17 protein-coding genes are annotated in these 18,561 nt (G+C 69.0%); 15 read left to right on the plus strand and 2 right to left on the minus strand.

Going from position 1 to position 18,561, the window contains the following annotated elements; all coding sequences use genetic code 11:
- Positions 1 to 23 precede the first annotated feature (23 nt).
- The 3 genes from N802_RS09585 to N802_RS09595 are packed head-to-tail and all read left to right on the plus strand — an operon-like array spanning position 24 to position 1,586.
- Complete coding sequence (locus tag N802_RS09585) at positions 24 to 287, plus strand: phosphoribosyl-ATP diphosphatase (protein WP_035915353.1); 264 nt, start codon at positions 24 to 26, stop codon at positions 285 to 287.
- A gap of 13 nt (positions 288 to 300) precedes the next feature.
- Positions 301 to 1,146, plus strand: coding sequence for an ATP phosphoribosyltransferase (hisG, locus tag N802_RS09590; protein WP_035915355.1), 846 nt, complete (start codon positions 301 to 303; stop codon positions 1,144 to 1,146).
- Positions 1,134 to 1,586, plus strand: coding sequence for a PH domain-containing protein (locus N802_RS09595; protein ID WP_245613898.1), 453 nt, complete (start codon positions 1,134 to 1,136; stop codon positions 1,584 to 1,586). The genes hisG and N802_RS09595 overlap by 13 nt, the downstream gene beginning before the upstream one ends.
- 67 nt (positions 1,587 to 1,653) lie before the next feature.
- Here the strand turns inward: N802_RS09595 and N802_RS09600 are convergent, their stop codons facing one another.
- Entirely contained in the window at positions 1,654 to 3,423 is a 1,770-nt protein-coding gene (locus N802_RS09600) for an MFS transporter (protein WP_245613899.1), read from the minus strand.
- Between the two features lie 115 nt (positions 3,424 to 3,538).
- Here N802_RS09600 and hisF point away from each other — a divergent pair, with 115 nt between their 5' ends.
- Entirely contained in the window at positions 3,539 to 4,312 is a 774-nt protein-coding gene (gene hisF / locus N802_RS09605) for an imidazole glycerol phosphate synthase subunit HisF (protein WP_035915360.1), read from the plus strand.
- A gap of 3 nt (positions 4,313 to 4,315) precedes the next feature.
- On the opposite strand, the gene N802_RS09610 is transcribed toward hisF, so the two are convergent.
- On the minus strand, positions 4,316 to 4,963 hold the full coding sequence (locus N802_RS09610) for a TIGR03085 family metal-binding protein (protein ID WP_035915363.1): 648 nt from the start codon (positions 4,961 to 4,963) through the stop codon (positions 4,316 to 4,318).
- A gap of 36 nt (positions 4,964 to 4,999) precedes the next feature.
- On the opposite strand from N802_RS09610, the gene hisI reads away from it, so the two are divergent.
- The 11 genes from hisI (at position 5,000) to N802_RS09665 (ending at position 18,561) form a co-directional block, all read left to right on the plus strand.
- Entirely contained in the window at positions 5,000 to 5,371 is a 372-nt protein-coding gene (gene hisI / locus N802_RS09615) for a phosphoribosyl-AMP cyclohydrolase (RefSeq protein ID WP_035915365.1), read from the plus strand.
- Positions 5,368 to 6,930 carry an anthranilate synthase component I gene (locus N802_RS09620; RefSeq protein WP_035915368.1) on the plus strand — a complete coding sequence of 521 codons (1,563 nt, stop codon included), beginning with the start codon at positions 5,368 to 5,370 and terminating at the stop codon, positions 6,928 to 6,930. The genes hisI and N802_RS09620 overlap by 4 nt, the downstream gene beginning before the upstream one ends.
- Entirely contained in the window at positions 6,927 to 7,499 is a 573-nt protein-coding gene (locus tag N802_RS09625; RefSeq protein WP_035915370.1) for a Trp biosynthesis-associated membrane protein, read from the plus strand. Before N802_RS09620 ends, N802_RS09625 begins: the two co-directional genes overlap by 4 nt.
- A 41-nt stretch (positions 7,500 to 7,540) precedes the next feature.
- Positions 7,541 to 7,774 (plus strand): HGxxPAAW family protein, encoded by a 234-nt coding sequence (locus N802_RS09630; RefSeq protein WP_035915372.1) that lies wholly within the window; start codon positions 7,541 to 7,543, stop codon positions 7,772 to 7,774.
- 12 nt (positions 7,775 to 7,786) lie between these two features.
- Positions 7,787 to 8,593, plus strand: a complete 807-nt coding sequence (gene trpC, locus N802_RS09635) for an indole-3-glycerol phosphate synthase TrpC (RefSeq protein WP_035915374.1) — start codon at positions 7,787 to 7,789, stop codon at positions 8,591 to 8,593.
- The gene (trpB, locus tag N802_RS09640; RefSeq protein ID WP_245613900.1) at positions 8,590 to 9,969 is read left to right on the plus strand and encodes a tryptophan synthase subunit beta; all 1,380 of its coding nucleotides are present in this window, start codon (positions 8,590 to 8,592) and stop codon (positions 9,967 to 9,969) included. Before trpC ends, trpB begins: the two co-directional genes overlap by 4 nt.
- Positions 9,962 to 10,777, plus strand: coding sequence for a tryptophan synthase subunit alpha (trpA, locus tag N802_RS09645; RefSeq protein WP_035915376.1), 816 nt, complete (start codon positions 9,962 to 9,964; stop codon positions 10,775 to 10,777). The genes trpB and trpA overlap by 8 nt, the downstream gene beginning before the upstream one ends.
- A 79-nt stretch (positions 10,778 to 10,856) precedes the next feature.
- Positions 10,857 to 11,579, plus strand: coding sequence for a DsbA family protein (locus tag N802_RS09650; protein ID WP_052109743.1), 723 nt, complete (start codon positions 10,857 to 10,859; stop codon positions 11,577 to 11,579).
- Positions 11,576 to 12,424: a prolipoprotein diacylglyceryl transferase gene (lgt, locus tag N802_RS09655; protein ID WP_035915379.1), complete on the plus strand. Its 849-nt coding sequence runs from the start codon at positions 11,576 to 11,578 to the stop codon at positions 12,422 to 12,424. Before N802_RS09650 ends, lgt begins: the two co-directional genes overlap by 4 nt.
- 139 nt (positions 12,425 to 12,563) lie before the next feature.
- Positions 12,564 to 17,108, plus strand: a complete 4,545-nt coding sequence (gene gltB, locus N802_RS09660; RefSeq protein ID WP_035915382.1) for a glutamate synthase large subunit — start codon at positions 12,564 to 12,566, stop codon at positions 17,106 to 17,108.
- On the plus strand, positions 17,101 to 18,561 hold the full coding sequence (locus N802_RS09665) for a glutamate synthase subunit beta (RefSeq protein WP_035915387.1): 1,461 nt from the start codon (positions 17,101 to 17,103) through the stop codon (positions 18,559 to 18,561). Before gltB ends, N802_RS09665 begins: the two co-directional genes overlap by 8 nt.

Here is an 18,561-nt window from a genome sequence, read left to right on the forward strand (position 1 = left end):
GCTGCCCTCGTACGATTGATGCCGTGAAGACCTTCGACGCCCTGTTCGCCGAGCTCACCGAAAAGGCCGCGACCCGCCCGGGGGGTTCCGGCACGGTGGCCCAGCTCGACGCCGGCGTGCATGCCATCGGCAAGAAGATCGTCGAGGAGGCCGCCGAGGTCTGGATGGCCGCCGAGCACGAGAGCGACGAGCGGGCGGCCGAGGAGATCTCCCAGCTGCTCTACCACCTCCAGGTCCTCATGGTTGCCAAGGGCCTGACCCTTGACGACGTCTACACCCACCTCTGAGACACGGGCTCCCATGCTGCGCATTGCTGTTCCCAACAAGGGTTCCCTCGCCGACCCCGCCGCCGAGATGTTGCGGGAGGCGGGCTACCGCACCCGTCGCGACACCAAGGAACTTGTCGTCAACGACGAGGCCAACGGCGTCGAGCTGTTCTATCTCCGGCCTCGCGACATCGCTGTCTACGTCGGATCCGGCACCGTCGACTGCGGGATCACCGGTCGCGACCTGCTCCTCGACTCGGGAAGCGCCGCCACCGAGGTCATGACGCTCGGCTTCGGTGGTTCGACCTTCCGGTATGCCGGCCGACCCGGCACCGTTTCGAGCGTTGCGGACATTGCCGGTCGCAAGGTGGCCACGAGCTATCAGGGTCTGGTCGAGAAGCACCTCGCCGAGCAGGGCGTCCAGGCCGAGGTCGTGCGTCTGGACGGCGCCGTCGAGACGGCCATCACGCTTGGTGTCGCCGATGTCATCGCTGACGTCGTGGAGACCGGCGCGACGCTGCGCAGCCAGGGCCTCGAGGTCTTCGGTGACCCCATTCTGCGGAGCGAGGCCGTGCTCATCCGGCGCGATGGCAGCCACGAGGATTCTGCGATCGAGGTGCTCCGCCGGCGGATGCTCGGCGTCGTCACGGCCCGCCACTACGTGATGCTCGACTACGACGTCCCGGCCGCACTCGTCGACGAGGCGTGCGCGATCACGCCCGGGCTCGAGTCGCCGACGGTCTCGAACCTCCAGAACCCCGAGTGGAAGGCCGTCCGGGCGATGGTCCCTCGATCAGGCACCAACCAGGTCATGGACCGCCTCTACGAGATGGGCGCGCGCGCCATCCTCGTGACGGACATCGCCGCGTGCCGCCTGTGACGGAGCAGGTCTCGCCGGAGCCCTTCAGGTCACGTCGCGGTCGCCTGATGGCGATCGTCATGGCGGTCGTGTCCGTCGGCCTGTTCGCCGCCCTGTCGGTGCTCGTCGCCGGCGTCGACGAGGGCGGCTGGGTCGTCGCCGACCGCGTCATGATGGCGGTCATCGGCGTCGGTCTGGCGCTCACCCTGTGGCGCTGGGCGGCCATCAAGGCCGTGCCCGATGACACCGGGATCACGGTCCAGAACCTCATCGGTCGCCGGCACATCTCCTGGGGCGAGATCGCGGACGTGACCTTCGATGAGGGTGACCCGTGGGCCAGCCTGCACCTGCATGACACCGAGACCGTCGCCGTGATGGCGATCCAGCGCGCCGACGGGGCGTCGTCCCGCGCGGAGGCCCAGCGCCTCGCCGACCTCGTCGCAGACTCGCGCCGCTCCTGAAGCGCTCCTCGCAACGTCAGCGTGAGGGGGTGCTAGAACAGCCGTTGACGCTGACGTTGTGGGCGAGTCACTGAACTGGTGCGCGGCCCGGTCGCAGCAGCAGGGTCAGCGTCAGCTGGACCAGCATGAGCAGCGCGAGCACGAGGAAGATCGCCGAGTAGCCACCGGTGAGGTCGCGCACTGCTCCCATCGTCGTCGGCCCCATCGAGGCGACGGTGTAGCACACGAGGAAGGCCATCGCGGTGAAGCGGGCAGCAGCAGCCGGCGACACGGCATACCGAACGAGGAGCACGAGTCCGATGGCGAAGCTCGCGCCCTGCGCGATGCCAAGCAGGACCACCCACAACCACGGAGCCGCGTCCGGGGCCGCCCAGACGCCCAACTGACCGGCGAGCCCGCAGAGTCCGACGGCCACGAGGACGATGCGCCAATCGCCCACCCGGTCGGTCAAGGCTGGCCCGACCATCCCCGAGACGAACTGCACTCCCGTGAAGACCGCGAGCAGAATCCCGGCTTCCTGCGGCGCCCACCCCTGTCCGACATAGGTGGGTGAGAGCCACGCCAACGTCGAGTAGAACTGCCACGACTGGACCGCGAGGTAGGCCGCGACGCACCACGCCGTGGCGCTGCGCCACGGCAGTCGGTGACTCAGGTCCGGCGGGTGCTGGTCATGGTCGCCGCCCCGGTGCACGGCGCGGTCGACGGGCAGCCACAGGAGCAGGCCGATGGCGGCCACGACGCCCCAGAAGCCGAGCGAGAGGTCCCAGTCACCCAACGCGTCAGCAAGCGGGACTGAGACGGCAGCAGCCACGGCCGCACCACCCATCATCGCGAACATCTGCAAGCCTGTGGCGAGCCCGGCACGGTTCGCAGGGAACGCAGCCTTGACCATGCCCGGAAGGAGGGTCCCGGCGAGGGCGATACCGGCCCCGGCGCACAGGGTCCCGATATAGAGCGAGCCCACGGCGTGGGCGCCCAGAACCCGAGCCAGATTGCCGATCGCGACCGCCACCATCGCGATCGAGATGCAGCGCACCACCCCGAGCCGGAGGCCCAGTCGCGCTGCTGCCGGAGCGAGCAGGCCCATGCAGAGGACGGGCAGCGTCGTCAGCACCCCGAGCCACACGGAGCTCAGACCGAGGTCGTCGCGAATGCGTGGCAGGAGGGGAGGCAGCGAGGTCATCAGGGTCCGCATGCTCAGCGACACGGCGATGACGCCGAGAACCACCAGCCACATCGACGGGCCCGCGTCGAAGCCGTCGTCCGGAGGGGCCGCGCCAGTGTCGAGGACGATGTCGGCATCCGGAAGCCCGGGGGCCGCTGTGTACAGACGCCGTTCCTGGTCGGCCCACACGTCCCAGTGCGACGCGAAGACCTCTCCGTCTCGGGCGATCGCCCGAGACTGCCGATCCTCATCGGGCGCCTGGACCCACACCTTGGCCGATGCCTCGTGCCCGGCGATCGCGAACGCACCGACACCTTCGAGGACGATGAGGTCTGCTCGCGGGACTGCCACGTCGGCCCCTCTGACCGAGTCGTCCCAGTCCCAGGTCGGGTGGCTCGCGGGCTCGTCTCGCAACCAGGCATCGACGAGCGAGGAGCGTGCGATGGACACCGTCTCCAGGAGTCCGGTCCAGCCTTGGTGCATGTCGTCGACGTGAAGGACGAGCGCGTCCAGCTCCTCGCCGAGTTGTCCCGCGAGGGTGGTCTTGCCGGAGCCGCTCGGACCGTCGACGGCGACGAGCGTGACTGTGCCGCACCGCGATCCACGCTCCGCGAGGAGGCTGCGGACCCGACGCGTCAGCGCATCCACGTCCGTCACGGTCTCAATCGTCACGTCGTCAACCCTAGGACCGCCGCTCGCCGACCCTGCCGTCACGGTCCGCACACCGGGCAGCTCGGCTCGGTGGACGGCGTACTCAGCATGGGCCCGCGACGGATAACCTGCCCGGGTGAGCGTCGCCATCCGTGTCATCCCCTGTCTCGACGTCGACGCCGGACGCGTCGTCAAAGGGGTGAACTTCGAGAACCTCCGGGACGCGGGTGACCCGGTCGAGCTCGCGCGGAGCTACGGCGAGCAGGGTGCCGACGAGCTGACCTTCCTCGATGTCACGGCGAGCAGCGGTGACCGCGCCACGACCTACGACGTCGTGCGGCGCACGGCCGAGCAGGTGTTCATCCCGCTCACCGTCGGAGGGGGAGTGCGCACCGTCGACGACGTGGACCGACTCCTCCGCAGCGGCGCCGACAAGGTGGGCGTCAACACGGCTGCCATCGCCCGGCCCGAACTCATCGCCGAGACCGCCGACCGCTTCGGGGCCCAGGTGCTCGTGCTCTCGGCGGACGTGCGGCGTCGGCGCAACGACGAAGGGGTGCCGACAGGCGACTTCGAGGTGACCACGCACGGCGGACGGCAGGGGACCGGCCTGGACGGCATCGCGTGGTGTGTCCGGGCGGCCGAACTCGGCGCCGGTGAGATTCTCCTCAACTCCATGGACGCCGACGGAACCAAGGCAGGATTCGACCTCGACCTCATCGAGCGGGTGCGCCGCGAGGTCAGCATTCCGGTGGTCGCGAGCGGGGGAGCGGGCGCAGTCGAGCATTTCGCCCCGGCCGTCCGTGCCGGGGCCGATGCCGTCCTCGCCGCGAGCGTCTTCCACTTCGGCGACCTCACGATCGGCGAGGTCAAGGCAGCGCTGCGCGCCGACGGTCATCCCGTCCGCTGAACGTCAGAGACCGAAACTCGCCGTCTCGAACTGCGTGGCCGCCTCGGGAGACCCACTCACCTCGATCTCGGCGACATTCCTTCTCCCGTATGCCGTGAGCAACAGTTCCAGCGGTGCTCCCGTGACGTGAACGGTCTCGTCCCCACCGCGCACCGTGAGTGAGTTGCGACCGGGCGCGTGAAGCTCGACCCCGACGGGGACGCGACGGAAGAGGAGTCGGCCCATGCGCGAGAGCAGAGCCCACACGGCCGCCTCGAGGTGGGCGTCGGCCTCCCGACGGGGGCCGGGTTCACCGTCCCCTCGCAGGACGTCCTCGTGGTGGACGACCATCTCGGCGAAGTTCACGGCGTTGTCGACGGCAGGGAGTTGCGCGGGGTGCCATCCCGGAGGTCCAGACCGCACCGCCTCGATGAGATCCGGCCACGGCTGCGCGGCGAGCCTCGCCTGCTCGCGCTCCGTGCGCTCCTTGAGGAAGGGCACCCAGATGCCGGATGCGAGGTCGGGGCGACCCTCACGAACGACGAGGTGAGCCGCGAGGTCCCGGGTCGTCCACGGCATACAGAGGGTGGGTGCGTCGGGACCCACGCGTACGAGCGTCTCGCACAGGTCGAAGCGTTCCCTGCGCGCGATGTGTCCCGGGGCTGCCGACATGGACCCATCCTCCCCTGTTCTGGGGCGGACGGCACAATGGCGTGCGTGCCAGATCTCGACCCCTCAGTCTCCGACCGTCTCCGCTTCGACGCCGCAGGCCTCGTCGCCGCGATTGTCCAGCAGCATGACAGCGGCGAGGTCCTCATGCTGGGCTGGATGGATTCGGAGGCCCTCCGCCGCACGCTGAGCGAGGGGCGCGTGACGTTCTGGTCCCGCAGCCGCCAGGAGTACTGGCGCAAGGGGGACACCTCTGGTCACGTTCAGTTCGTGAAGTCCGTGGCGCTGGACTGCGACGGTGACGCACTCCTCGTGCGGGTCGATCAGGTCGGCGCTGCCTGCCACACGGGCGATCGCACCTGCTTCGACGCCGGGGCGCTCGACGCCGTCGTGGGGGAGGCCCAGCAGTGAACGCAGAGGGACAGCCGGCACCCGACCTGTCGTTCGGTGCCACATGGCCCTCGCTCGACGTCTTCTCGGTCCTCGCCGAGAGCCGCCGCGTCATCCCGGTCGTGCGGCGCCTCATGGCCGATGCGGAGACACCGGTCGGGCTCTATCGCAAACTGGCCCAGAGCCGACCGGGGACCTTCCTGCTCGAGTCGGCCGAGCACGGTGGGGTGTGGTCGCGCTATTCGATCGTCGGCGTTGCCAGCCGCGCGACGCTCACGGAGAAGGACGGTGAGGCGCACTGGATCGGCGAGCCACCGGTGGGGGTTCCCACGACAGGTCTGGCCACCGACGCCCTGCGTGACACCGTCGCAGCCCTCGCGACCGATCCCATCCCGGGCCTTCCTCCGCTGACCGGCGGGATGGTCGGGATGATTTCCTACGACGCCGTGCGCCGGTGGGAGAAGGTTCCATCGACGACTCCTGACGTGCTGCGCATCCCCGAGATCGCGATGATGCTCGCGACCGACCTCGCCGTGCTCGACCACGCCGACGGCTCGGTCCTGCTCATCGCCAACGCCATCAACTACGACGCCACCGACGAGCGCGTCGAACTGGCCTGGGCCGACGCCGTGGCACGGCTCGACGCCATGACACTCGACCTCGCGGCGAGTGCCGACAGCACGGTGTCCGTCGTCGACCCCGAGGTGGTCGAGGCCGCCCTGGAGACCGTCACCGGCAACCTCTCACGCGACGACTACGAGGACATGGTCGAGAGCGCGAAGGAGGACATCCGGGCGGGCGAGGTGTTCCAGGTCGTGCTCTCGCAGCGCTTCTCCATGCCCTGTCCGGCAGAGGCACTCGACGTCTATCGCGCCCTGCGGGCGGGTAATCCCAGCCCCTACATGTACCTCTTCCGGTTCACGCGACCGGACGGAACGCCATACGACGTCGTCGGCAGCTCGCCGGAGGCCCTCGTCAAGGTGACGGGGACGCAGGCGATCACCCACCCGATCGCCGGCTCGCGTCCACGTGGCAAGTCACCCGAGGACGACGTCAGGCTGGCCGAGGACCTCCTGGGCGATCCCAAGGAGCGCTCCGAGCACGTGATGCTCGTCGACCTCGGGCGGAATGACCTGGGCCGCGTCTGTCAGCCCGGCACCGTCGACGTCGTGGAGTTCATGGATGTCCGCCGCTACAGCCACGTCATGCACCTCGAGTCGACCGTGGTGGGGGAACTGCGCAAGGGGGTGCGTGCCTACGACGTGCTCGTCTCGACGTTCCCGGCAGGGACCCTGTCGGGCGCGCCCAAGCCGCGGGCTCTCGCGCTGATCGAGGGCTACGAGCCCTCGCGTCGGGGTGTCTACGGTGGCGTCGTGGGCTACCTCGACTTCCACGGCGACCTCGACATGGCGATCGCCATCCGTACCGCGCTCATCGACGGCGGCACCGCGCATGTCCAGGCAGGCGCCGGAATCGTCGCGGATTCGGTGCCGCGGAACGAGAACGACGAGTGCATTGCCAAGGCCACGGCGGTACTCCGTGCCGTCGCCACGGCGTCAGCCCTCAGGTCCGTCTCATGAGTCTGCTGCGGCGACGTGGGGTGCTCGTGTTGCTGGTGATCCTGGGAGCGCTGGTGGTGGTCGTCACTGCCTCGCGCACCTGGCTCACCGGCTCGGTGGACGATGTCGTGCTGGGGGCGCGCTCGGTCGACGCGACCGGAGCCGAGTCCGCCAGCGGCATGGTTGCCCTGGCTCTCGTCGTCGTGGCGGGAGCCGTGGCCTCGGCAACCGCCGGTCCGCGGGTCCGTCTGGTGGCGCTCGTCCTCACGGGCTGCGCGATCCTCGCCGGACTCGTCACCGTCGCCAGGGTCGTGCTTGACCCCGAAGCCGTTCTGGGGCCGATCGCCGCCGCCGCGGCGGGTCGGACCGGGTCTCTCGAGACCCATGCATCCGTGGCGATCTGGCCGTGGATCGCGATGCTCGGGTTCGCCCTCGCGGGGAGTGCCGTGGCCGGTCTCGCGGGAGCCAAGAAGGCAGCGACCGGACTGTCGCCGCGCTACGAGGCTCCGGGGCGCACGCCCGAGAGTGACTGGGATCAGCTCAGTGCGGGCGAAGACCCCACCGATGTGGGCCCGCCGCCGCGCACCTGACACAATGACGCGCGAACACACATCTCTTCGGGAGGCATCTCATGGCTGAGCACGACGACGACAACCACGGCAACAGCCTCGCGGCCTGGGTCATGGTCGGCATCGTTCTCGTCGCCACGGCAGTCATGTCCCTCGCGGTTGCGTTCCCCAACGTGCCGCTGTTCATCGGCGGCGTGGTGCTGGCCATCGTCGGCCTCGTCGCGGGCAAGGTGCTCGCGCTCGCCGGTTATGGGGTCAACGGCGCGGTGGCGCGCCGTGACGCCAACCTCTCCTGAGTCGACGCCCTGATGACCACCGTGCTCGACGCCATCGTCGCCGGTGTCCGGGAGGACCTGGCCGTCCGCGCCGAGCAGGTGAGTCTGGCCGACCTCGAGCGTCGGGTCGCTGACGCTGCCGCGCCCATCGATGCCGAGGCCCTCCTGCGTGCCGACGGGCTCTCCCTCATCGCCGAGGTCAAGAGGGCCAGTCCGAGCAAGGGTGCCCTCGCCGAGATCCCCGATCCTGCGTCGCTCGCCGTGGCCTACGCCGACGCCGGGGCCACGGCCATCAGCGTTCTCACCGAGGGTCGTCGCTTCAACGGCAGCCTCGATGACCTGGACGCGGTGCGTGAGGCGGTGACCATCCCGGTCCTGCGCAAGGACTTCATGGTCACCGACTACCAACTCTGGGAGGCGCGCGCGCACGGCGCCGACATCATCCTCCTCATCGTGGCGTCGCTCACCGACGACGAATTGGTGCGCATGCACACACTGGCCCATGACCTCGGTATGACAGCGCTGGTCGAGGTGCACGACGAAGGCGAGACCCAGCGAGCGGTGGACGCGGGCGCCCGCGTCATCGGCGTGAACGCCCGCAACCTCAAGACGCTCGAGGTGCACGCGGACACGTTCTCCCGCCTCGTGCCGCTGATCCCACCGGGGATCGTCACCGTGGCAGAGTCGGGCATCTCCGGCGCCGATGACGCACGGATGTATGCCGCGCAGGGTGCCGACGCCGTGCTCGTCGGTGAGGCTCTCGTGCGGGGCGCGGACACGAGCGCCATGGTGCGTAGCATCGTGGCTGCAGGCGCGCGCACAGAGCCGGAGCACGCGTGACAACCGGTCGTTTCGGGGAGTTCGGAGGCCGCTACGTCCCCGAGGCGCTCATTCCCGCGCTCGAAGAGCTCGATGCGGCGCGTCTGGCGGCCATGCAGGACCCGGTGTTCCTCGCCGAGCTCGAGCAGCTGCACCGGACCTATACGGGTCGGCCGAGCATCATCACGGAGGTGCCCCGCTTCGCTGCCCATGCCGGTGGGGCACGCATCATCCTCAAGCGCGAGGACCTCAACCACACCGGTTCGCACAAGATCAACAACGTCATCGCTCAGGCGCTGCTGACCAAGCGCATGGGCAAGACGCGCGTCATCGCCGAGACAGGGGCGGGCCAGCACGGCGTCGCCACGGCGACAGCGGCAGCACTCATGGGCCTCGAATGCCGGGTCTACATGGGCAAGGTCGACACCGAGCGCCAGGCCCTCAACGTCGCGCGCATGCGGATGCTCGGCGCCGAAGTCGTTGCCGTCGAGCAGGGGAGCGCCACGCTCAAGGACGCCATCAACGAGGCGCTACGCGACTGGGTCACCAATGTCGAGCACACCCACTACCTCATCGGCACGGTGACCGGGCCGCACCCGTTCCCCGAGATGGTGCGTGACTTCCACCGGATCATCGGAGTCGAGGCCCGCGCGCAGGTCCTGGAGCTGACCGGTCGACTGCCCGACGCGGTCGTCGCGTGCGTCGGTGGCGGCTCGAACGCCATGGGCATCTTCCATCGCTTCATCGAGGATGACGGTGTGCGCCTGGTGGGCGTGGAGGCCGGGGGAGAAGGCCTCGACGGTCGGCACGCGGCGCGATTCGCCACTGCCGTGCCCGGGGTGCTCCACGGCGCAATGAGCTACCTCATGCAGGACGAGGACGGCCAGACCGTCGAGTCCCACTCCGTCTCGGCCGGACTCGACTACCCGAGCGTCGGCCCTGAGCATTCCTTCCTGCGCGACACCGGACGTGCGGACTACATCTTCGCGACCGACGAGCAGGCCATGGAGGCGTTCTCGATCCTGTGCCGAACCGAGGGCATCATCCCGGCGCTCGAGTCAGCGCACGCGCTCGCCGGAGCACTCGTCCTCGGGCGCGAGCTGGGGCCGGACGCGATCATTCTCGTGAACCTCTCCGGCCGCGGCGACAAGGACATGCACACCGCAGCTGAGTGGTTTGGCCTCGTCGACGAAGGCCCGGAGGCAACGGGCGAGGAACGAGGGAGGCCCGAAGGGTCGAGGAGCAAGGCCCAACAGAGTGGCCTCGTCGACGAAGGCCCGGAGGCAACGGGCGAGGAACGAGGGAGGCCCGAAGGGTCGAGGAGCAAGGCCCAACAGAGTGGCCTCGTCGACGAAAGCCCTGAGGACTCGAGCGAGTCCGGTGGTTCGCATGGCTGAGCGCAACCTCGGGGTCGCCGACGTCCTCGCGCGGTGCAAGGCCGAGGGCCGTGCGGCTCTGATCGGCTACCTGCCGGTGGGCTTCCCCGACGTCGAGGGTTCCATTCGCGCCATGGTCGCCATGGTCGAGTCAGGGGTCGACATCGTCGAGGTGGGGCTCCCGTACTCCGACCCGCTCATGGACGGGCCCGTGATCCAGCATGCGGTCGAGGCCGCTCTGAGCGGGGGCACGCACGTCGTCGATGGATTCCGGGCAACCCAGGCGGTCCGCGACGCCGGGGCGCCGGCTCTGGTCATGAGCTACTGGAACCTCATCCTCCGCAGGGGCGTCGATCGCTACGCCGCGGAGCTGGCGGCCGCGGGGGGCGCCGGACTGATCACGCCAGACCTCATCCCCGACGAGGCCGACGACTGGATCGCCGCGAGCGAACGCGAGGGCCTCGACCGGGTCTTCCTCGTCGCACCGAGTTCCACGCAGGAGCGTCTGGAGCGGGTGACCAGCGCGACCCGCGGATTCGTCTACGCCGCGTCCACGATGGGCGTGACCGGGGAGCGATCGACCGTGGGCTCGGCGGCACGTGATCTCGTCGCCAGGACCAAGGCGGTGACCGACCTCCCGGTGTGCGTCGGGTTGGGCGTGTCCAACGGGGACCAGGCTGCTGAGCTCGCTCAGTACGCCGATGGAGTGATCGTGGGGACCGCCCTTGTTCGTGCCCTCGGCGGTGACGGGGAACTCGGACACCGCATCGACACGTTGCGCGAGTTGACGACTGATCTGGCCAGGGGAGTGAGGGAAGCAGCGCGGTGAGCACGACTGAGGCTGCTTCGGCGGCGGCGCAGTGAACTCTCACGAGGCATCGCCCCAGCCTCGAACCCCGGAGGCACCTGTGCCGGCGCAGACCCGAGGTGGTGGGAGCGTCACGCCCATCGTCGTCGGCGCGGCCGTGGCGATCCTTGCCATCGTTGCCGTGGTGGCAGGCGTCGTCATCAACGGCAGGACCGCGCAGGAGGGTGCCGGCTCGAGCACGGCGGTCCCCGCGGCTGCCGGCGGGATGGGTGAAGGCTTCGTCGCCAACGCGGATGTGAAGCTGCTCGCCGGGGCGCCCACCCTCGACATCTACGAGGACTTCCAATGTCCCGCGTGCGCCGAGTTCGAGCAGGTCATGGGGGCCACGATTCGGGACCTCGCCGCCCAGGGCAGGATCAAACTCGTCTATCACCTGAAGACCATCATCGACGCGAACGTCGGGGTCGAACACTCGCTCATGATGGGCAATGCCGCCATCTGCGCGGCCGACGCCGGGAAGTTCCAGGCCTTCCATGACGAGGTCTTCGCCCATGTTCCCGCCCAGACGGGCCAGGGCTGGTCAGCCGCCCAGACGAAGGCCTTCGCCGTGAACGCAGGCGTGTCCGGCGAGGCGCTGGAGGCCTGGACCGCGTGCGTCGACGAGCGGACCTACGCCACCTACGTCGAGTCCACGGAGGAGGCCTCCGCGAAGGCGGGCATCAACGGCACCCCTACGGTGCTCCTTGCGGGCGAGAAGGTCGACTTCACCCAAGTGAGCACCGCCGCGGCGCTCGTCCAGGCCATCGAAGGAGCCACGAAGTGATCCCTGCAGTCATCCCCAGCCCGACGGCCGGCGTCCTCCACCTGGGGCCACTCCCCATCAGGGGCTATGCGCTGTGCATCCTGCTGGGCATCGTCGTCGCCGTCTGGCTCACGGACCGCAGGCTGCGCCAACGCGGAGGTGAGCCGGGTCAGGCACTGGACGTCGCGGCATACGCCGTCGTGGCAGGCATCATCGGTGGCCGGATCTATCACGTCATCACGACCCCGGATCCCTACTGGGGTCCCGAAGGAAACCCGGTCGACGCCCTCAAGATCTGGGAGGGAGGTCTTGGCATCTGGGGAGCGATCGCCCTGGGAGCGCTGGGCGCATGGATCGGCTGCCGTCGCACCGGAGTGAACTTCCTCGACTTCGCCGATGCAGCCGCCCCCGGGGTCGCCATCGCGCAGGGGATCGGGCGGTGGGGGAACTGGTTCAACAACGAGTTGTACGGCGAGCCCACCGACGTTCCCTGGGCGCTCGAGATTCACCAGTGGGACAACGCCGCCGGCCGCGCGGTGGTCGAGAACGGGGAGCCGGTCGTGCTCGGCACGTTCCACCCCACCTTCCTCTACGAATCCCTGTTCGTCCTGTTGCTCGCAGCCCTCCTGCTCCTGGTCGACCGGCGATGGAACCTCGCCCGCGGTCAGCTCTTCGGGCTCTACGTCGCCGGCTACCCGATCGGGCGGATCATCATCGAGAAGATGCGGACTGACGAGGCCGAACTGATCCTTGGCCAGCGACTCAACGTGTGGACCAGCATCATCGTCTTCCTCATCGGTGTGGGCATCGTCCTCCACACCCGGCGGAGGGCTCAGCGGACGGCTTCGCAACCATCCACGATGTGAGATATGTCCGCTCGCATTGCAAGACGCGCGTGGGATAGCATCCCTCGCAACGTGGCCAGTGCTGTCCGCGTCCGAAGACCTTCCCGTGCCCGGAATCCCTGAGTTCCCGGCCCCCGACTCCTGAGGACGGTGACCCGACGTGTCCCTGACGCGCTTCTCCGCCCATCCGGCCGACACCGGCTTGTACCGGCGCGACCACGAGCACGACGCCTGCGGCGTTGCGATGGTCGCCACGATGCGCGGGACCGCCGGTCACGACATCGTCGAGCACGCGCTCACGGCCCTGCGGAACCTGGACCACCGCGGCGCCACCGGTGCCGACCCCTTGGTCGGTGACGGAGCCGGAATCCTCACTCAGGTGCCCGACGCGTTCTTCCGGGCGGTGCTCGACATCGACCTGCCGGTGGCGGGGGCGTATGCCGCGGGCATGGCCTACCTGCCGCAGGACGACGCGGAGCGCGCCGCCGCCGAGGAACGGATCGCGCGCATCGCCACCGAGGAAGGCCTCGAGGTCCTCGGCTGGCGCGATGTCCCGGCAACGCCCGAACTCGTCGGCGACATGGCCAGGGCCTGTATGCCGTTCTTCCGCCAGATCTTCGTCGCAGCCCCCGGCGCCGCCGTGCGCGGCCTGGAGCTGGACCGGCTCGCCTTCTGCCTGCGCAAGCGTGCCGAGCGTGAGGTCGAGGTCTACTTCCCGTCGCTCTCGGCACGCACGATCGTCTACAAGGGCATGCTCACCACGGGACAGCTCGAGCCGTTCTTCCCTGACCTGTCGGACGAGCGATTCGCGACCGAGCTCGCCCTGGTGCACTCGCGCTTCTCGACCAACACCTTCCCGAGCTGGCCGCTGGCCCACCCCTACCGGCTCATGGCCCACAACGGTGAGATCAACACCGTCAAGGGCAACCGCAACTGGATGCGAGCGCGCGAGAGCCAGCTCGTGTCCGATGTGTTCCCCGGCGACCTCGACCGGCTCTTCCCCGTGTGCACCCCGGACGCGTCGGACTCGGCCAGCTTCGACGAGGTCCTGGAGCTCATCCACCTCGGTGGCCGCTCTCTGCCCCATGCCGTCCTCATGATGATCCCCGAGGCGTGGGAGAACCACGCCGACATGGACCCGGCGCGTCGAGCGTTCTACGAGTTCCACTCCACCTTCATGGAGCCGTGGGATGGCCCCGCGTGTGTGGCCTTCACCGACGGCACGCTCATCGGGGCCGTGCTCGACCGCAACGGCCTGCGCCCCGGACGCTACTGGGTCACCGAGGACGGCCTCGTGGTCCTGGCGTCGGAGGCGGGCGTGCTCGACCTTCCGACCGAAACCGTCGTCAAGCGAGGCCGCCTGCAACCCGGCCGGATGTTCCTCATCGACACGGCCGCAGGTCGCATCGTCAGCGATGACGAGGTCAAGTCCGAGTTGGCTGCCGAGCACCCCTATGAGGAGTGGCTGCACGCCGGTCTGCTGAGCCTCGAGGACCTTCCCGAGCGCGAGCACATCGTGCACACGGCAGCCTCCGTCGCCCGTCGCCAGCGGACCTTTGGCTACACCGAGGAAGAACTCAAGATCATCCTCGCGCCGATGGCACGGACCGGTGGTGAGGCACTGGGCTCGATGGGGACCGACTCGCCCGTGGCCGTGCTTTCCGACAAGCCGCGCCTGCTCTTCGACTACTTCACCCAGCTGTTCGCCCAGGTGACCAATCCGCCGCTCGATGCCATTCGCGAGGAGCTCGTCACCTCGCTCGGGACCGTCATCGGCCCCGAGGGCAACATGCTGGAGGCCACGCCGGCCCACGCCCGCCAGGTCGTCCTGCCCTTCCCGGTCATCGACAACGACCAACTGGCCAAGATCGTCCACATCAACGCGGATGGAGACCTCCCCGGCTACGCGACCCACGTCGTGCGGGGCACCTACCTGGTCGACGAGGGGGAGCCGGCCCTCCGGTCCCGCCTCGATGAGATCTGCGCCGAGGTGAGCCAGGCGATTGCCTCTGGTGCCCGGTTCGTCGTGCTCTCCGACCGTGACTCGGATCGCGACCACGCACCGATCCCGTCCCTGCTGCTGACCTCGGCCGTCCACCATCACCTGATTCGCGAGAAGACCCGCAACATGGTGGGTCTGCTCGTCGAGGCCGGTGACGTCCGCGAGGTGCACCACGTCGCGCTCCTCGTCGGCTTCGGCGCGGCAGCGATCAACCCCTACCTCGCCATGGAGACTGTCGAGGACATGGTCGCGACGGGTGCGATCACCGGTGTGACCGCCGAGCAGGCCGTCAAGAACCTCATCAAGGCGCTCGGCAAGGGCATCCTCAAGGTGATGTCCAAGATGGGCATCTCGACGGTGGCGTCCTACCGAGGCGCCCAGGTCTTCGAGGCCCTGGGCCTCGCGCAGGAACTCGTGGACGAGTACTTCACCGGAACGGTGTCCCAGCTCGGCGGCATCGGTCTCGACGTCATCGCCCAGGAGACGGCTGCTCGTCACGACTCGGCGTACCCGACGGACGGCGTCATCCTGGCCCACCGCAAGCTCAAGGTGGGTGGCGAGTACCAGTGGCGTCGTGAGGGCGAACCGCACCTGTTCGATCCGGACACGGTCTTCCGCCTGCAGCACGCGACGCGTGAGCGCCGCTACGACATCTTCAAGCAGTACACCGAGCGGATCGACAACCAGGCTGAGCGACTCATGACGCTCCGTGGCCTCTTCGAACTCGGCGGCCGCGCGCAACGCGAGCCGATCTCGATCGACGAGGTCGAGCCCGTGAGCGAGATCGTCAAGCGGTTCAACACCGGTGCCATGAGCTACGGCTCGATCAGCAAGGAGGCGCACGAGACGCTCGCTGTCGCCATGAACCGCCTTGGCGGTCGCTCCAACACGGGCGAGGGCGGCGAGGACGTCGAGCGATTGCTCGACCCCGAACGCCGCTCGGCGATCAAGCAGGTGGCGTCCGGACGCTTCGGCGTCACGTCCGTCTACCTGACCCACGCCGATGACATCCAGATCAAGATGGCGCAGGGCGCCAAGCCGGGGGAGGGCGGACAACTGCCCGGTCCCAAGGTCTACCCGTGGGTGGCGCGGACGCGCCACAGCACCCCGGGCGTGGGTCTCATCAGCCCGCCGCCCCACCACGACATCTACTCGATCGAGGATCTCGCCCAGCTCATCCACGACCTCAAGAACGCCAACCCGCAGGCTCGGATCCACGTCAAGCTCGTGTCCGAGATCGGTGTGGGCACGGTCGCGGCCGGCGTGTCGAAGGCCCACGCGGACGTCGTGCTGATCTCGGGCCACGACGGTGGCACCGGAGCGTCGCCCCTGACCTCCCTCAAGCACGCGGGCGGACCCTGGGAGTTGGGTCTCGCCGAGACCCAGCAGACGCTGGTCCTCAACGGACTGCGCGACCGGATCGTCGTCCAGGTCGACGGTCAGATCAAGACCGGTCGGGATGTCGTCATCGCCGCCCTGCTGGGTGCTGAGGAGTTCGGCTTCGCCACAGCGCCACTCGTCGTCAGCGGCTGCATCCTCATGCGCGTCTGCCACCTCGACACGTGCCCTGTGGGCATCGCCACCCAGAACCCCGAGCTGCGTTCGCGCTACACCGGGAAGCCGGAGTTCGTCGAGACCTTCTTCGAGTACATCGCCGAGGAGGTCCGCGAGCACCTGGCGTCACTCGGTTTCCGCAGCATCGAGGAGGCCATTGGCCAGATCACCGCGCTCGACACCACCAAGGCGGTCGCGCACTGGAAGGCCTCGGGCCTCGACCTCGCGCCGATCCTCACCGAGGTGGAGAGCCCCGACGGCTCGGGCAAGCGACACACGATCGGTCAGGACCACGGCCTTGAGAAGGCCCTGGACCACGAGCTCATCGCCGTGGCCCGGGACGCCATCGACAACGGCACCCGGGTGACGGGCGAGTTCTCCGTGCGCAACGTCAATCGCACAGTCGGCACGATGCTCGGACACGAGGTCACTCGCGTCCACGCGGCCGGACTGCCGGATGGCACGATCGACCTCACCCTGCGCGGGTCGGCGGGCCAGAGCTTCGGTGCCTTCGTGCCTGCTGGGATCACCCTGCGGCTCGTGGGCGACGCCAACGACTACGTCGGCAAGGGCCTTTCGGGTGGTCGAGTCGTGGTGGCGCCGGACCCGGTAGCGCCGCTCACGGCCGAGGACAATGTCATCGCCGGCAACGTCATCGGCTACGGCGCGACGTCCGGTGAGATCTTCCTGCGAGGCCGCGTGGGCGAGCGTTTCTGCGTCCGCAACTCCGGAATCTCCGCGGTGGTCGAAGGGGTCGGTGACCACGGCCTCGAGTACATGACCGGTGGCACCGCCGTCATCCTTGGCTCGACCGGGCGCAACGTGGCGGCCGGCATGTCCGGAGGCGTCGCCTACGTGCTCGACCTCGACCAGACGAAGGTCAACCGCGAACTTGTCGACGTCACTCCGCTGCGTGAGTCCGACACCGAGGTCCTCCGTGACCTTGTCCAGCGTCATCACGAGCACACGGGGTCGGCCGTCGCCTCCGGACTGCTCGCGGACTGGGAAGCCGCCCGCGAGCGGTTCTCCCTGATCCTTCCCCGCGACTACCAGCGTGTCCTCGACGTGCGTGCCGCAGCCGAGGCCGAGGGCCTCGACCTTGAGGGCACCGAGGTCTGGGACCGAATCATGGAGGCTTCCCGTGGCTGATCCCCAAGGCTTTCTCAAGAACCGCGAGCGCGAGCTCCCGGCCCGTCGTCCCGTCCCGGTCCGCATCAAGGACTGGCGCGAGGTCTACGAGGAGCAGGAGCTCGGCCAGCTCCAGCAGCAGGCTGGTCGCTGCATGGACTGCGGCATTCCCTTCTGTCACAGCGGTTGCCCGCTCGGGAACCTCATCCCCGAGTGGAACGACCTCGCGTGGCGCGGTGACTGGCGCACGGCCATCGAGCGACTGCACGCCACGAACAACTTCCCGGAGTTCACTGGTCGGCTGTGTCCGGCTCCGTGTGAGACGGCCTGCGTCCTGGGCATCAACCAGCCAGCCGTGACGATCAAGCAGGTCGAGGTCACGACGATCGAAAAGGCCTTCGCCGACGGCGGTGTCGCACCTCGCCCACCGGAGCGACTGTCGGGCAAGACCGTGGCGGTCGTGGGCTCGGGTCCGGCCGGTCTGGCTGCTGCCCAGCAGCTCACGCGTGCCGGCCACACCGTGGCCGTCTACGAGAAGGCAGACCGGCCCGGCGGCCTCCTGCGCTATGGCATCCCCGAGTTCAAGATGGAGAAGGCGGTGCTCGACCGCCGTCTGCAGCAGATGCAGGCCGAGGGCACCCGGTTCCGCAGCTCCGTCGACGTCGGCACGGACGTCACGTGGGAGCAGTTGCGTGCCCGCTACGACGCGGTCGTCATCGCGATGGGTGCCACCGTGCCGCGCGACCTCGACGTCCCCGGTCGCGAGGCTGACGGTGTCGTGCAGGCGATGGACTTCCTCCCTCCGGCCAACCGGGTGGCCATCGGTGAGACCGTTGACGGTCAGGTCACGGCCACCGGCAAGGACGTCATCGTCATTGGAGGCGGCGACACTGGCGCCGACTGCATCGGCACGTCACACCGTCAGGGTGCCCGGTCCGTGACGAGCCTCGAGATCATGCCGCAGCCCGGCGAGATCCGGGCCCACGGCCAACCCTGGCCGACGTACCCGATGCTCTTCCGGGTCGCCTCGGCGCACGAGGAGGGCGGCGACCGGATGTATGCCGTGAGCACCCAGGAGGTCCTCAGCGACGACGAGGGCCGGGTGAGCGGACTCCGCGTCCATGAGGTCACGCGTGGTGAGACCGGCTTCGACGCCGTCGAAGGTTCCGAGCGGGTGCTGCCGGCGCAGCTCGTCCTGCTCGCCATGGGCTTCCTCGGCCCGCAGACCGAGGCGCTCGTCTCCCAGCTCGGTGTCGAGCTGGACGAGCGGTCCAACGTGCAGCGCGGCTCGGACTACATGTCGTCGGTCCCCGGTGTTTTCGTGGCGGGCGACGCGGGTCGTGGCCAGTCGCTCATCGTCTGGGCCATCGCAGAGGGTCGCGCAGCGGCCCACCACGTCGACGCCTGGCTCTCCGGCAAGCCGTCGCGTCTCCCGCGTCCCGTCAACCCCTCGGACCGCCCTCTCACCGTGTGA

The sequence above is a fragment of the Knoellia sinensis KCTC 19936 genome (assembly GCF_000768705.1).
Classification (GTDB): Bacteria; Actinomycetota; Actinomycetes; order Actinomycetales; family Dermatophilaceae; genus Knoellia; species Knoellia sinensis.